Genomic DNA, 15,116 nt, shown 5'->3' on the forward strand with positions numbered 1-15,116 from the left:
ACTTAACCATCAACACAGCAATCAACCAGTCAAAGCGAATCAATCAAAACAAGCACATAAAGCCCACCTATCACAGGTGGGCTTTTTTATGGCTAAACACAATCTATTAAACACAAGGAATTTCATCATGATTAAAGGTCTAACCATTACTCCACCAGTTCTAGGTCGCATCAGCATCGGCCGTGTCATTGAAAAAGACGGCAAGCGTCTGCCTGCCAAAGACGATCAATTCACTATCACCAGTCAAATCCAAAACAAAGATGGTTGGGTCACCCATCCACTCGATGCAAAGCTACGCGAAAAGAATGACGGTAAGCTCAGACAAATACCAGTACGCATGCTGTTTAATGATCCTGAGTTGAATTTACGCGCAGAATACACGCTGTTCGATAGACAAACAGGTCGTCCACTATGCGTGGGTGACGGTGAACATTGTCAGCGCAGAACCAATAATGGTGTCGAGCAGCTTCCTTGCCCATCACCTGATCGCTGCCCCTTAGCGCAAGGCGGTGCTTGTAAGCCCTATGGCCGTCTCTACGTCAATTTAAGTGAGGATGATGAGTTGGGTACGTTTATCTTTCGCACGACTGGCTTTAATAGTATTCGCACTTTAGCCGCACGTCTTAGCTACTTTGCAGCAGTATCAGGCAATAAGCTGTCGTGTTTGCCATTGCAACTCACACTCCGAGGTAAAAGCACAACCCAAAGCTATCGTACGCCGATTTACTTTGTGGATTTGACGTTACGTGATGACGTGACACTAAAGCAAGCGGTACAAGATGCACAGGCAATTGATCAAGAGCTTAGCGAACACGGCTTTGATCAAGCAGCATTAGAGGAAGCAGCCAAACAAGGTTACGTAAATTCCTGCTTTGAGATTGATAGCGATGGTCTGATGGATGTGGCTGAAGAGTTTTATCCAGTAAAGACAGATGAGGCCAATAGCAGTCCTCAAGGAGAGTCGAAAAATAGTGTTGCTCCCTACAATGTCGGTAATATTGAAAGAAGTCTAAGGGAGAGTGTGACAGCTATAAGTTAAAACAGTGGTAAGGATAGACGGCATAAGAAAGGAGTTGATTATTCAGCTCCTTTTTATGTTGCATATCTGGCCAATCATTGGACTACATGGGATGCCGTAAAAAAATATGGGACTCCGTAACTGTATGAGAAGAAAGATTCTCATTAACTTACAAAGGAGATATTCATGGAACAGTTAAATGCGAACACACAACAAAACGTATCAACAGCTAGCGCTTTACAGATACCTCGCATGATACCGCTCAAGCAAGTAATGCATTATACAGCGCTTAGTAGTACTACGATTTATGAGATGGTCAATAAAAAATCTGATCGTTACGATCCAACATTCCCTGTTCAAGTGAAGTTATCAAGGGGACGTGTAGCATGGGTTGAGAGTGAGATTGCAGAATGGTTAGAATTCAAAATAGCTGCGAGAACTTATTAAGTAGTGATATGAAAATAAGCCACTCGAAGTGGCTTATTTATTAAATAATTGAGAGTATGAAATTTTTAGAACAATATAAAAGCAATTGGAGTAACTATTATTAAGCTCAGTAATGTCCTTTCAAACCATATAATAACGAGGTCTCTAACTTTAATAGGTATATCTGTAGATAAGATACTTGGCACACTAGCAGAAAAGAAAATAATAGACGATACGCAAACAACTGCAATCACAAATTTGGTAATTATGTCTGCTTCAACGACCAACAATGGGGGCAAAAACATTTCAGTAATACCAAGAGCAGCTGCCTTTGCGGCTAGCATTGGATCAGGTAACTGCAATAGATAAGTAAATGGATAGAAAACATACGCTAGGATATCAAACAACAATGTATATTCTGCTAACATAAGAGCGACAATGCCAATAGATAAAATGGTTGGCAGAATGCTCATCGTCATCAACAATCCATCTTTTGTATTTGCCAATATATTTTTAAATATATTGTCAGCTTTGCCAGCTGCTTGCATACCTTCCTTAAAGGCATGGCTTACTCTAGACCCACTATATTCATGCTCATTTTCTGAATGAATAGGTGTACCGTCAATATACTCTTCAGGCATGTTACGCAAAGGGTAGATACGTACTGTTATAGCGGTGACTAAGAAAGTAACAAAAAGCGTCGTCCAAAAATACAGGTTCCAGCTTTCCATTAAATCAAGCGTTTTAGCAACGACAATCATAAAAGCTACAGTCACAGTGGAAAAACCGGTTGCTACAATAGCAGCTTGACGTTTGGTGAAGTTCTTTTCACGATATTCACGATTTGTAATTAACAAACCAACAGCAAAACTGGCTACAAAAGATGCTAAAGCATTAACTGCAGAGCGACCTGGTGTATTCCAAATAGGCTTCATAATGGGTTTAGCAATAACGCCCATAAACTCAAGCAATCCGTAGCCTGTAAGCAGCCCTAAAAATGCACCACCTAAAGGAACCATTACTCCTACAGGGATTACCAAATAATTAAATACATAAGGGGCAATGTGAGGGTTAAGGAACCACTCTGGTCCCTGTTCAAAATAAACCAAAAGTGCAAAGAAAGTACCTAGTATCTTTAGCATGGTAAACACGATATGAAAGGTACTTTTATTCCATGATTTATTAATAAATGGATAAACACTACCAGCAACAATGAGTAATAGGATGAAAAAAGTTATCCCTGTTGGAAAGTTACTACTTAACCAAGTAGCCATATGATCCAAAGGTATCGAAGAAACCTCACCAATCTTAATAGGTACAAAGAATATAAAAATGCCTAGTAACGAATACAAGAAAAATCGAAACACTGATAGTGAAGATACCAATTTAGATCGATTGCCTTCCATGAGATATCTCTCCTAGATAAGTTGAAATAAATAAATCAAACACTAGCTCTATAACTTAATAGTAACTAGTGTCTAATTTCGTCAACACATACACTCTAGTCTGTTCGTCCTTCTAAACCTGCTAACTCTTTGTCTGAAGCAACAGGAGCTTTCATCTCGAATATTTTTTCTACGACAGTGTAATCATAGTATCCGAGACGTGCTAAAGGTTTGATGGCAGCAATATCTATTTTGCCATTATCCATAATGAACTCATCTTTGATGTGAACATGCGCAACACGGCCAATGATAATGTCAAATGTTGAAACTGGATTTCCTGTTGGAATACGAATGGATTGAACATACTCAATCTCAAAGTTAATTGGTGACTCGGCAACTCTAGGTGCAGGTGCTTCGATACAATCAGATTTTGTGACACCGGCAAATTCAAACTCATCTTCACCGTACGGTAATGCTTTAGCAGATTTATTAACGGCTTCACGCAAATCATATGTGGCCATGTTCCACACAAACCATCCAGTTTCTTCAAGATTACGCACAGTATCTTTACGGCTTTGACCGTCATCTAAAACAGATTGATTAGCAACAAACATAACCATCGGTGGATCCCAAGTTAAGTTTTGATACTGACTATAAGGGGCAAGGTTAACTTTACCGTCTTTCGATATAGTCGAAATCCAACCAATTGGTCGAGGCACGGCGCTACTCTTGAACGGGTCGAATGGTAAGCCATGACTACGGATACCATCGTTCTTAGGAGAATAATGCATAAAATATCCTTATAAATGTGTTACTAGAAACCAGAGCTAAAGAATGTATTATTTGTATATACAATTCATCCTTATTTAATAAAATAGCTTACTTTTTTTAAGAGAGCAAGTGAAAATTACTTATTTTTTGAATTTTGAGAAACAAAAATCACTTAAAAAAATAGCCCCGTTTTTCAATGAGGCTATTCAAGATTCTAACTTCAGTTTTGATATAGCTAGCGTTTGTTCAAGATAACTGTTCACCTATTTTTCCTTGAAAAGGATAAGATTAATAACTGCTTAAAAAACCTGCTTTTACAAGAGTGCAAGGCTTATTAGCACCGAATATCCAACCCTCACTCATTCAAATAAAGCTCAGCCATCTCATCAAGCCTCGCTTTTACCTCTTTCCAGTTCGGCATTACCTGCGTTAATAAGCGCCAGAAATGCTCGCTATGATTATGCTCAGCGATATGACACAGCTCATGAAGTATCACGTAATCGATGCATTCTTTAGGTGCTTTTACTAAGTGCGGATTAAGTATTAAATTGCCTTTAGCTGAGCAGCTTCCCCACTGCTTTTTCATGGTCATTAATTTTACTGAAGGACTATTTTTAACCCATGAAGCCTTATATATCAAGGCTTCAAGCCTCTCTCTAGAGATCGACCTAAATTTATTCTTATACCATTCATCAATTAGGCTTTTCACGAGAACCGCTCGTTTTTCAGCGTCTAATTCAGAATCACTTTGAGACAATTCTACATATAACTTACCGCGGCTGAGCTTCACCGTACTGTTTATTTTATCGCTGGTTTTTGCATCTGCTATCACTTTTAACACATAACGACGACCCAGATAAAACTGAGTCTCACCGCTGACATAACGTTTGGGTAATACATGGTCTTTTCGCTTGGCAAAGTCCTGTAGATTTTGCCATATCCAGCGCGCACGCTTCATCATCGCGTCATGTATCATCTCATCTATAGCATCAATAGGCGCAGTAACGACCACACGCTGATCAGGATGTACTTTAATGACCACTTTTCGAGGCTTGGTCTTTTTAGCAATCAGCTTGTCGCTTTCAGGTTTCTTTATCTTCTCTTTATAAGTTGCTTCTTTACGCACGACTTCATAGTCAATCTTATATTGACCATAATAAAATACGCCATTCTCAGTCATTACCTACTACCCTCTTGCTGCTCTTAGGCTACTTGTCTCTCGAAAGTCCAAGACGGGTAATCTTTAGCACTTCCTCAATAAGCTGTTGCGCTTTGTCGATACCCAAATCCATAAATAACATCGGTAGCAATTTGACACTAATAGCATTTTCAATTTCTGCTGGATTGATAGAATACTCAGCCACTGCTGTCTTAACAATCTTATCAATCTCAAAGGCATAAGCGACTAGCTTGTCATTCTCTAAATCTTTATCTACCAAGAAATCAATATCAAATAAGTGCTTAAATAAACCAAAATAAGCCTGAGCATGTTTGTTTAACTTACCACTATCATCGACAAAATCATTCGGCACATCAGCGTCTTCGCGTACTTGCTTGCGTAGATTAACAAAGGCTTTTAGATCCTGTTTATAACGATCACGCTTGCCATCAAACGAGGCATCTTCAAAGAAAGACGCTGATTGCAGCGCAATTTTTATAGCATTAGAAAATGCAGTTAAAGCCGCATAAAAGTCGTCACGCTCTTTAAGTTTGGTATCGACTACCCTGCCATCTATTTCCTGCATTTTTGGTGCAAGCACCTGTCTTAACGCTTGCCCGTCTTGCTTGTTTTTCACCGATGAGAAAATAGCCCATAGCTCGCTATGTAGTCTTGGTAGCTGCTTGTACTCAGTATCCATCGCGTTATATAGACCCTTAAGGTCTTCGATATCAAAGCCACCTTGCGTACGCTCGGCTAAGTCTTGATACTTCTCGATGGTGATATCCAGCTCTTTTAAAATGCCGCGATAATCAATCAAATAACCAAAGCGTTTTTTCTCATGCAAGCGGTTTACCCGTGCAATTGCCTGAATCAGGTTGTGCTGCTTTAAGGGCTTATCGATATACAGTACGGTGTTTTTTGGCTCATCAAAGCCCGTTAGTAGCTTATCGACAACGATCATAATGTCAGGACCATCATCCTGACTAAAAGCTTCTATAATAGCTTTGGTATATGCCTTTTCATCACCGCCATACTCTTTGGCGACATTGGCTTGCCACCAATTCTGGACAATGTCTTTTGACTCGCCATCGACGGTATCATGCCCCTCACGGGTATCAGGTGGCGACATGGCAACCACTGAGGTCACTTTGCCAATCTTGTCTAACGCCATTTTATAGCGGATAGCTGAGGCTTTAGAATCACAAGCCAACTGACCTTTTAAATGCTGCTGTTTAAAGTTTTGGAAGTGATCAGAGATGTCGTGAGCGATCAGCTCAATACGACCTTCAACCTGATAGATTTGACCTTTTTGTGAGAACTTACGTTTGAGATCAGTCTTTTGATCATCGGTAAGCTTTTGAGTGATACGGTCAAACCAAGCGTCAATGGCTTGGTCATTGGTATTGAGCTCAGGGATACGCTCTTCGTATAACAGTGGGGTAACGGTCTTATCTTTGACCGCTTGCTGCATGGTATAAGAGTGAATGATGCTACCGAATTTGTTTTCGGTCTTATCATCCTTTAGTAATGGCGTACCCGTAAAGGCAATAAAGGCAGCGTTCGGCAAGGCTTGCGCCATACGGATATTATTCTCACCGTTTTGGCTACGGTGACCTTCATCGACCATGACGATGATGTTTGGGCTGTCGTTATAGCATTCATCATACTTAACGGCTGAACCAAACTTATTAATAATGGAGAAGATAACGCGCTCGTTACCATGCCCGATTTGCTGCGCTAGACGGCGACCAGAAGTTGCCATGGCATCAGTTTTGTCGCGATCGCTAAGTACGCCACCAGAAGCAAAGGTTTTACTAAGCTGAGTTTCAAGATCGACACGGTCAGTGACAACAATAACACGGCACTTGGCGAGCTCCTCTAACCAAATAAGCGCTTTGGAGAAGAACACCATCGTAAAAGACTTACCACTACCTGTGGTATGCCAAATAACACCGCCCTCACGACTACCTTTTTCATCGAAACTGCTGATACGTTCAATCAGGGCTTTTATGCCAAAGACTTGCTGATAACGGGCAATAATTTTGCCAGCCTTTTTATCAAACAAGGTAAACAGGCGCATCATCTCAAGCAAACGCTGTGGCTGTAATAGGCTGATGATTAAGCGGTCTTGGTCGGTGACGGCTAGATCACCGCCAGCAATCAATGACTGATATTCCTCTTTGATAGAGGTAGGACGATCACCAAACAGATTCTCAATTTGCTTAGGACTGAGTGCTTGGTTTTTTATACGGGCAAACTCAGGCTCAGAGATTTCTTCTTCGACCCATTTTGCCCAAAACTTCTCAGGTGTGCCGCAGGTAGCATACAGACCATCATTACCATTAACCGCGAGCAACAACTGGCTATAGGCAAATAGATGCGGGATTTCTTTTTGCTTTTGATTGCGAATATGCTGGGAGACCGCTTGAGCGTTGGTCGATTGCCACTCTCTACTAGAGTCAGGGCGTTTGGCTTCGATCACTGCTAGCGGTAGACCATTTACAAAGCAGACGATATCAGGTCTACGACTGTTGGTACCCTCGCTATTGAGTACCACCATCTCTTCGGTAACGTGAAAGCTATTATTGCCAATATTATTCCAGTCTATCAAAGCGATAGTTTGTGAGGTTTTTTTACCTTCAATAAATTCAGTCACTGTCACGCCATAGAGCATGGCGTTGTATAGCGCCTCGTTTGCTGTCTGCAAACCTAAGTTCATAGCGGGATTTAGCTCGTGCATGATCTTATCAATGGCGCTGTCTGATAAATGATGCGGTGTGCCCTCAAACATAAAAGTCTGCTTGGCTAAAAACGCACGCATGATGGGCAATAGCACCACTTGATTAGTGGCTTTATTCAATGCGGTTTTTGAGCGCATGGCATTGCATTGGTTGGGTGGAATAGACTGATAGCCCAGCGTGGTAAGCAAGGTTAAGGCGGGAATCTTTGAGCTGAATTCTTCGGCGAAGTTGATGCTGGAGTTAATATTCATAGCTGAACTCATTGAGTAATAGGGTAAGCAATTGAGTATTTAATATTGTGTCATCAGGGTAGCAAATCTAACACTACGCTGTATCTGCTTGTTTATCTTCAGGGCAATTTTGGGCAGATCTTTTGTTACTCCACTAGACAAGTAGAGTGATCAACTAAATAAACTGTCTAAATTCAGAATTCGTATTTTCATTAATGGAAATTACATGAAATCCGTTTATAGTCAACTCTTTAACAACTTCTGCATCAGGATGTTTGCTTGAAGTAGTTCTATGAGAAACAGGCATAATCGTTCTACTAAAACCTTCAAGCGCTTGCAGATCAAAATCATACTTTGATCCATGATGTGGTACTTGAATAATATCGACACAGTCGACATAGCCCGCGTATATGTCTTTTAATTTAAAGCATTTGAAGTCGCTATCACCTGTATAAATGCAGCCAGACATACAAAGGCATGTATAGCAAAATTTTGAATTGATAAGTAATGTTTTATGATGAGATAAATGAAAGTACTGACATTTTCTCAGGTCGTTAAATAAATCTGGACCTGAATATAACAGCATAGAATTTTCATTGATTTTCCCTTGCAGCTTATTGTAAATGGTTTTCATCTTATTCTTGAGAGTAGTATTTTCTAAGTTGCTAAGAGTATAGTTAGGATCGTTCATCAATGTACTTGTACTGATACGTGCTCTACTTAACTCTCGATCTACTTCAATTCTACGTACTTTATCTTCATAATTATAAGGAATAAAACACCATCTTATTGTTTCCATACCAGCAGTTGATGTAATAGTCAAAGGAGTACCGCTTTCAATTTCAATTGATTCACTTGAATTGTTATTTATTAACTCCCTTAAGTCACGGGGATCAAATTGTCTTTCAGGATCAAAAGTATTAATTGTAGGTTGAATCCGGACTATAGTGGTATCAGAATCAAAATAAGATTCAGGGTTATTAATTATATCCTTCAGATCTACTGAAAATTTACTATAGAAGTTTAATAACAAGTTCCTTTGCTGATTATTTAAAAGTGGAAGAACAACTACTTTAATCTTTGTTGCTGATTTTTTTAGATCAGGTATGGATGAAATATGATCTTTATCGAAATGCGATATAAAAAGAACATCTACCACTTCATCTTTAAATGCATCTTCAACTACAGGTCTTGCTTTTTTTGGAGACATAGTTCCACAGTCATACACAATATTGAAGTCGCTGTGGCGTTCTGAATAAAAAGCACCTTGCCCTACAGGGTGAAACGTACGAATGGTCATAGATTATCCCCATCAACCACCACCCTTTTCTTACCCGTCAACAACACCTGCATCAACGCCTTTTTCTCTTGCTGCAAATCAGCCAATTGCTGCTCAAGCAACTCAATTTCTTTATCGGCATTCGTTAATACGGTAGCAATTTTTTGTTGCTCAATTAATGGTGGTAACTCCATACTAATTTCATGAAGCACTTTTGTGCTTAAGTTCGGTGGATCTGTCCCTAGCAAAGCATGGTTAAGCTTAAGAGCTACCTCTATCGTTGATAGCAACTGGTACATATATTCACTGCTAACTTTTTCAGAAAATAATAGTTTAGCTACTCGTTGATTTAAGAGCGATTCATCAGCTTTGTTTTTTAATCTTGCAATTTTCAGTTGATTGCCTAATGTTGGGCGTGTCATAGCAACAACAACATCGCCTACCTTGAGATTAAACCTATTATATTCATCCTTATAGCCCTCTGGTAAGTAACTTGAATTATCCCACTTTATTTCACCTATACCTACGTTAGCTATTTTTAACCACTTATAACCTTTTTCTAAAGCATCGCTACTTTTGAAAGCATAGCCATTAAATAACTCAACAACATCACCAATGGTTAGGCTCTCCCACTCACCCTCAAACCTTTTCCCCGACTCATCAAGCAAACGCTTTTTACCCGTCAGCAATTGCTGCATCAAGGCTTTTTTCTGCTGGGTACTATTCTCAATCAAACGCTCGGTGGTGTTAATCGCTTTATCCCAAGTCGATAGGATTTTGGCGATTTTTTGTTGTTCTGGGAGAGGTGGAACTGCTATAAGATAATTCTTCACCATTTGTACGTTTAGATTCTGAACACCACCACCGGCAAACTGCTCTCGAACAGCTAAATACCGATAATAATCAGTATTCAAAACATATTTTAAATAATTGCTATTCAATTTTTTATTAGGCTTAATTAGAGTAAGGCTAACATAGACACTAAAATCATATTTAACGTCTACAATTGCAGTCTCACCTATTCCCGCACCTACACGAGTCATTAATACATCGCCAAATGCTGGTTTCGTATTTTTCGTTAGTCGCTCATGTAGCTCTCTTGGTATATATTTAACCTTTTTTGTATACAATAAACCCTTCTGTACATTACTTGCTGAGAAGAAAGGTACACCTACATTTTCATCAACATACTCAGGTGTTGCCGCTACTCCACATGTTATTTTTGATAGGTTCTCAAATTTATCTAAATTCCAATTGTTAGGTAGATTTTCAAAGTGTTTATATTTCATAACTCAACTCCTTTAAAAACCCTACCATCTCAACTTCTAGGCTTTCTAGTTCAGCCTTCAATTCAAGACGCTCAGTACGCACCGCGTCCAGATCAATCTCCGCCTCTTCCTCAAACGTATCGACATAGCGTGGAATGTTTAGGTTATAGTCGTTTTCTTTAATTTCATCAAAGGTTGCAAGGTAAGCGTATTTATCCACGCTTTCCCGCGCTTTATACGTCTCAATGATTTTAGCAATATTGTCTTCAGTGAGCTGATTTTGGTTTTTACCTGATTTAAACTCATTGCTGGCATCGATGAACAATACTGTGTCATCCGTTTTGTTCTTTTTAAACAGTAGAATAGCGGCTGGAATACCCGTCCCAAAGAACAGCTTTTCGGGTAAGCCAATCACCGTATCGAGTAGGTTTTCTTCGATGAGTTGCTGACGGATTTTGCCTTCACTTGATGCACGGAACAGCACGCCGTGTGGTACAACCACACCCATACGGCCAGTCGCAGGTTTGAGCGTTTCGATCATATGGCTGATAAAGGCATAGTCGCCCTTAGTCTTGGGCGGGACACCGCGATGGAAGCGACCATAGAGATCGCTGCTGGCATCCTCATGACCCCATTTATCCAGTGAAAACGGTGGGTTGGCGGTCACCACATCGAAATGTAATAAATGCTTGCCGTCACTACCTAATAGCAGCGGATTACGGATGGTATCGCCCCACTCGATACGGTGGTTGTCCTCACCGTGTAGGAACATATTCATCTTGGCCAGTGCCCATGTCGAGCCAATGGCTTCTTGACCGTATAGCGCATACTTCTTGGAATTTGAGTTTTTGCGTACCATTGCCCCGCACTTGATGAGTAGCGACCCCGAACCGCAGGCAGGATCACATATCTCATCACCCTCACTTGGCTCAAGGATAGTCGCTAGTAAGTTAGATACTTCAGGCGGTGTGTAGAACTCGCCAGCCGTCGCGCCACTACTTGCCGCAAAGTGCTTGATTAAGTATTCGTAAGCATTGCCAATCACGTCGAGGCTACCGACACGCTCAGCACTTAGATTGAGAATGTCTTTGCCAAAGTCTTCTAATAAATGGCGTAGTAGCTCATTCTTTTGCTTTTCTTGACCTAATTTATCTGTGTTAAAGCTGATATCTTGGAAGACATTTTTGAGCTTGGTGCCGTTGGCTTCTTCAATTGCATGTAGCGCCTCGTCGATGCGCTGTCCATTCCCCGGCTGATGACGCTGCTCGTATAAATCCCAAAAGCTTGCGCCTTCAGGCAAGACAAAACGCTGCTTGGACATCATTGCGTGGATCAGTTCAGGGTTGTCGCCAAACTGCTCGACCAGCTTGATGTACTCATCGCGGTAAACGTCTGATAAGTACTTGAGAAACAGCATGGTCAAGATAAAGTCTTTATAGGTGTCGGCGCTGATAACCCCGCGAAAGGTGTCGCAGGCGTTCCATACGGCTTTGTTGATATCGTCTTGATTGATTTTGCTAATATTATTAGTGGTACTGGCAGGCATTTATTAGTCCTAGATACTTTAGAAGGCGTGAATTTTTATGAGGGTTAATTAGGGGGATTACCATAACGCCGCTCTCTGCGGCAATTTCGGAGCGCAGCGGTAAAACTGTCCGGCAGCAGCACCTTGTTATACGATACTTGAACCTACTTCCTACTGGACATATACGGCCAAGGGCGGGCATTTGAAAAACAATTAGAATCAGGCTTTGTTGAAAATTTGACTCTCCCGATAAGCTTTAGATAGTCTGTCGCCAAACCTAGACAACGGCGCTGATCTAACGCTTAACTTTATCTCTATTTCTGCGCATACTTAAATTGATGAAAAGTTGGGGCGGTATTTATGCTGATCTATTAGATCGCCTAACTCTTTGTTTAGCCCTGCTAGCGTGTCAATTCCTTTCTTATCTACTAAATATTGAGTTAAGCTTTTGAGTGAATATAGCTGTGATGAAAACATTTTTCCATCACGAAACTGTTCCAAATATTCATCTAGCCTCGTAACAACTTCTGTCTCAAAATCTTTAAAACCCACCGCGACTGACCAAAGTTCAAATTCCCAATCATCTATGCCTTTTGCTTTGGGTTGAGAAATGACGCCCTCAATGAATTTCTTAATAATATTTCGAACATCAGCGTTCGAGATATTAAAGATGCTGTAAAGCAAAGAGCTCGAAAACTTACGTTGATCTTCTAGTTTGTAAGTTTCAAGTTCAGACACCAGCCGGCGGACTCGGTCCTTATCAGTATATTCGCCTTTTACCACCCCAATATAACCGTATAAATTACCTATAGATCCATTGAGTACCGCATGCTGATCCCAACCATGGGCTGTTTTGGAAATAATTTTGTCGATTACGGTATTTAATATATTTATCAAAACTTCAGTTTCGATCTCACGCTCAAATAAATTATGTTGGTGTGCTAAAAATTCACTTATTGCCTCATAAATCCCTATAGTTGTTGAACTACTACCAATTATTTGGGAAAACTTATTCATGACTTTTGAAATATAATCATCTTTTAAATCAAGTACTGCAAGTATTTTCACACAGTTTACAAATTTAGTTTCATGGCCGTTGAATAAACTTCGATCTTGTATTAATCGATCTGTTAAGTTTGGCAAAACCGTAGAAACAATCCATTCTGTACACTCATCATTAGCTTCTAAACAAAGTTGAGTGGAATCCTCATTTTTGAAGAATACGCTAAGCTCTGACTGCAGTTCTTTTGAGGAGTAAAATTGGATAGCAGAGTAAACTTCATACTGATTAAGTATTACTTTATTTTTTACTGATTGACGAAGTATAGTAATCTTCACAAAGTCTCTCATTACTGCTTCGTAAGGTGCATATTGATCAATCATGATATGATTTTTCAAAGCGAAGGTTAGCAGGTTAATGTGCGTGGAAGTTGGTTCATCGGCATTATTACTAAAACTTATTCCCCCCGCCTTTATACTTTTAACCGTTTTTGTGAGATTAAGTATTTTTTGTGAGGTTTCATATGCTTTCTGATGTACAGAGTGCAAGGATAAAAAATCATATAAGACTTGATTCTTTTTTATCTCTGATCTTGGGAATTTAAAAAACTCATCTTGAAGCTCTACTTCAACTTCCTTTTCAAACTTACTTTTCTGTTCTGTAGCAAAGGAGTATTTTAAATGCCACAAAATAGAGTTTTTGTTAAAAAGTGCTATTAATAACATTGAGTATATTCGGTGCTTTTTACAGGCCTGAATAAGTTCAGAGTTTTTCTTAAATGCCAATTCATACTCGTTACACTTATAGCTTTCATAAGATTCTGATGACAAAGATTTTATAAAGTCATGGCTTTTACATTCGCATGCTGCGAAAGAGATGTGCTCTCGGTCTTGTTGCTCTGTATTTTGAGATGAATCAATTTTCTCGTTCACAAAGTACGTAGCTTGTCCTCTTTCATTTACATCGGGTAAGATAACACCCTTGATATTAGCTAAAGATAATATATGAAAGATGTTTGTGAGCTTAGCGTTTCTTCGATAAAACTCCTTTTTTTCGTCTACGCTGAGTGATTCTATACGAATAAGAATTTCCAAGAATTTTTCGTGAATCAGCCTGGTAGTGTCGCTGTAGTCTGTAGTCAATACTCCTTTAGATTCGAATAGCTCAAATATACTTAATCCATCGTTATCGTAACGAAATCCGCAGTTGGTTACTGCTCTTTTTATTTGATTGTGACTTATTACATTTTGTTGCTTTAGATGCTTTATACGGTCGTATACAAAATTGATAACTTCCTGTTCATCGTCTGTATACACTGCCCTATCGTCTTTAATTATTGATGTTAAAAAAGACTGTGTAAGCGCTGATTTTTCCTCTAAATGTGGAAACTCAACAACAGAATAGCTTTGGCTATCTAGAACTAATGTGGTAACCCCATGATTTTTCAAGTAGCTTTCTTGAGGTTTGTCCATTCTGAAATTTACCAGATACATAGGTGGGACTGAAGAGGAATGGCTTTGTATCCATTTCATTATGTGTTTAAGGTTAATGTCGTTATAGGAATACCCTAAGAACAGAACAGTATGTGTGGAGAATATAGACTTGATGTAATTCTCTATAAGTGGAAAATTTCTTGAATAGTTGAGGTAATCATCTTCTTTGAAAACTATATTATGATTTTTGAAATCACCATGGATTTTTATAAACTTATTCGGACTGGTTGAACTGACTAAGTCCTTGTCTGTACATATCTTATCGTATAGATAGCCTTCCTGCTCTATTGCATTTTCAATGACGCAGTCCCAGTTGGTGGTGATTATTACGCGTGGGTTTATTTTCAAAATCGTGCGATGTAAACTCGATGGAGCGATGTCTTCAGGAAAATACTTTTTCAATGTTTGGTTATATTTCTGCTCTCCAAACTCAAGATAATGGAGTTGAGCTAGCTTTAAATAATCTAGCTCTTCAGTTATTGCTAAATCTGATTTGAGCTCACTTATTAGATCGCTCCACGAAGGCAGGCTTATATAATCAGTATCAGAGCTTTTTGATACACCTGCACCAACAAATATAGCTAATCTATCTTCTTCATTAGCTTGCCTAATATTTTTAATATGTACATTGTGCAGGTGCATTCTAAATCCCCTTTGCTTCTTAACAGTTAATTAAATTCGGAGTAAGCCTTAATACCCACTTTGGGTCTAAAACGGTTACTCTTGCGATACCGTATAACGCCCGCAGCATGCGCGGCTTTGTAGTGAAGGCAAGGCCGCAACGAAAAAGCCGTCGCCATGCCTACGATTGCTAGGCT

10 protein-coding genes are annotated in these 15,116 nt (G+C 39.6%); 2 read left to right on the forward strand and 8 right to left on the reverse strand.

All coding sequences use genetic code 11. The annotated features are described in order from the left end of the window. The first annotated feature begins 127 nt into the window (after positions 1 to 127). The gene (locus BTW00_RS04845; protein WP_075106472.1) at positions 128 to 1,039 is read left to right on the forward strand and encodes a hydrolase or metal-binding protein; all 912 of its coding nucleotides are present in this window, start codon (positions 128 to 130) and stop codon (positions 1,037 to 1,039) included. Between the two features lie 165 nt (positions 1,040 to 1,204). After that, entirely contained in the window at positions 1,205 to 1,465 is a 261-nt protein-coding gene (locus tag BTW00_RS04850) for an AlpA family transcriptional regulator (protein ID WP_075106473.1), read from the forward strand. 65 nt (positions 1,466 to 1,530) lie between these two features. On the opposite strand, the gene BTW00_RS04855 is transcribed toward BTW00_RS04850, so the two are convergent. From BTW00_RS04855 to BTW00_RS04890, 8 genes are all read right to left on the reverse strand, one after another. After that, positions 1,531 to 2,850 (reverse strand): YjiH family protein, encoded by a 1,320-nt coding sequence (locus BTW00_RS04855; RefSeq protein WP_075106474.1) that lies wholly within the window; start codon positions 2,848 to 2,850, stop codon positions 1,531 to 1,533. 95 nt (positions 2,851 to 2,945) lie between these two features. Next, a complete protein-coding gene (locus BTW00_RS04860; RefSeq protein ID WP_075106475.1) occupies positions 2,946 to 3,620 on the reverse strand; it encodes a flavin reductase family protein in 675 nt (224 codons plus the stop codon). A gap of 335 nt (positions 3,621 to 3,955) precedes the next feature. Further along, positions 3,956 to 4,780 carry a M48 family metallopeptidase gene (locus BTW00_RS04865; protein ID WP_075106476.1) on the reverse strand — a complete coding sequence of 275 codons (825 nt, stop codon included), beginning with the start codon at positions 4,778 to 4,780 and terminating at the stop codon, positions 3,956 to 3,958. A gap of 28 nt (positions 4,781 to 4,808) precedes the next feature. Then, positions 4,809 to 7,754, reverse strand: a complete 2,946-nt coding sequence (locus BTW00_RS04870; RefSeq protein WP_178379255.1) for a type I restriction endonuclease subunit R — start codon at positions 7,752 to 7,754, stop codon at positions 4,809 to 4,811. 154 nt (positions 7,755 to 7,908) lie between these two features. Continuing rightward, positions 7,909 to 9,033: an MBL fold metallo-hydrolase gene (locus tag BTW00_RS04875; protein WP_075106478.1), complete on the reverse strand. Its 1,125-nt coding sequence runs from the start codon at positions 9,031 to 9,033 to the stop codon at positions 7,909 to 7,911. Further along, on the reverse strand, positions 9,030 to 10,301 hold the full coding sequence (locus BTW00_RS04880) for a restriction endonuclease subunit S (RefSeq protein WP_075106479.1): 1,272 nt from the start codon (positions 10,299 to 10,301) through the stop codon (positions 9,030 to 9,032). Before BTW00_RS04880 ends, BTW00_RS04875 begins: the two co-directional genes overlap by 4 nt. Beyond that, entirely contained in the window at positions 10,291 to 11,826 is a 1,536-nt protein-coding gene (locus BTW00_RS04885; protein WP_075106480.1) for a type I restriction-modification system subunit M, read from the reverse strand. Before BTW00_RS04885 ends, BTW00_RS04880 begins: the two co-directional genes overlap by 11 nt. 309 nt (positions 11,827 to 12,135) lie before the next feature. Beyond that, complete coding sequence (locus tag BTW00_RS04890) at positions 12,136 to 14,940, reverse strand: SIR2 family protein (RefSeq protein ID WP_075106481.1); 2,805 nt, start codon at positions 14,938 to 14,940, stop codon at positions 12,136 to 12,138. Between the last annotated feature and the right edge of the window lie 176 nt (positions 14,941 to 15,116).

Source organism: Psychrobacter sp. C 20.9, from assembly GCF_001921765.1.
GTDB lineage: Bacteria > Pseudomonadota > Gammaproteobacteria > Pseudomonadales > Moraxellaceae > Psychrobacter > Psychrobacter piscatorii_B.

Bases quoted from the DNA above. Each gene is read 5' to 3' on its own strand.
- BTW00_RS04845 (WP_075106472.1), top strand. From the start codon at position 128: ATGATTAAAGGTCTAACCATTACTCCACCAGTTCTAGGTCGCATCAGC.
- BTW00_RS04850 (WP_075106473.1), top strand. From the start codon at position 1,205: ATGGAACAGTTAAATGCGAACACACAACAAAACGTATCAACAGCTAGC.
- BTW00_RS04855 (WP_075106474.1), bottom strand. From the start codon at position 2,850: ATGGAAGGCAATCGATCTAAATTGGTATCTTCACTATCAGTGTTTCGA.
- BTW00_RS04860 (WP_075106475.1), bottom strand. From the start codon at position 3,620: ATGCATTATTCTCCTAAGAACGATGGTATCCGTAGTCATGGCTTACCA.
- BTW00_RS04865 (WP_075106476.1), bottom strand. From the start codon at position 4,780: ATGACTGAGAATGGCGTATTTTATTATGGTCAATATAAGATTGACTAT.
- BTW00_RS04870 (WP_178379255.1), bottom strand. From the start codon at position 7,754: ATGAATATTAACTCCAGCATCAACTTCGCCGAAGAATTCAGCTCAAAG.
- BTW00_RS04875 (WP_075106478.1), bottom strand. From the start codon at position 9,033: ATGACCATTCGTACGTTTCACCCTGTAGGGCAAGGTGCTTTTTATTCA.
- BTW00_RS04880 (WP_075106479.1), bottom strand. From the start codon at position 10,301: ATGAAATATAAACACTTTGAAAATCTACCTAACAATTGGAATTTAGAT.
- BTW00_RS04885 (WP_075106480.1), bottom strand. From the start codon at position 11,826: ATGCCTGCCAGTACCACTAATAATATTAGCAAAATCAATCAAGACGAT.
- BTW00_RS04890 (WP_075106481.1), bottom strand. From the start codon at position 14,940: ATGCACCTGCACAATGTACATATTAAAAATATTAGGCAAGCTAATGAA.